Here is a 464-nt window from a genome sequence, read left to right as displayed (position 1 = left end):
GCGTCGTTGTAGTCGATCTTGCCGACGGAGAACATGGACGGCAGCATGCCGTGGGAATCCATGCCGTTCTCCGGGTTCGCACCAGGAGCGTACGGGGTGCCCTTCTTGTGGCCGGACGGGAAGGAACCGGTGTTCTTGCCGTACTCGACGTTGGAGGTGATGGTCAGAATGGACTGAGTCGGGACGGCGCCGCGGTACACGGGCAGACGCTTGACCTGGCCCATCACAGTGGAGACAACCCACTTCGCGATGTCGTCGGCGCGGTCATCATCGTTGCCGTAGATCGGGAACTCGCCCTCGGTGCGGTAGCCGACGACCAGATCGTCGTCAGCGCCCTCAACGTACTCGTACTCGTGACCCTCAAGGTTCTTGGCGTCCTTGTTGTAGATCGGGTACACCTTGGCGTACTTGCAGGCGGACAGGGAGTCGGCGGCGATGGACAGGCCGGACATGCCGCAACCAAG

At 62.3% G+C, this 464-nt stretch carries 1 protein-coding gene; it reads right to left on the bottom strand.

Features of this window, described 5'->3' with window-relative positions; genetic code table 11:
• A partial coding sequence (locus B2994_RS01640; protein ID WP_291526664.1) for a pyruvate formate lyase family protein occupies positions 1-464 on the bottom strand: 464 nt, incomplete at both ends.

It is taken from the genome of Bifidobacterium sp. UBA744, from assembly GCA_002298605.1.
In the GTDB taxonomy this organism is placed as follows: domain Bacteria; phylum Actinomycetota; class Actinomycetes; order Actinomycetales; family Bifidobacteriaceae; genus Bifidobacterium.
The sequence above is the reverse complement of the archived record's forward strand: the minus strand, read 5'-3'. Positions and strand labels throughout refer to the sequence as shown.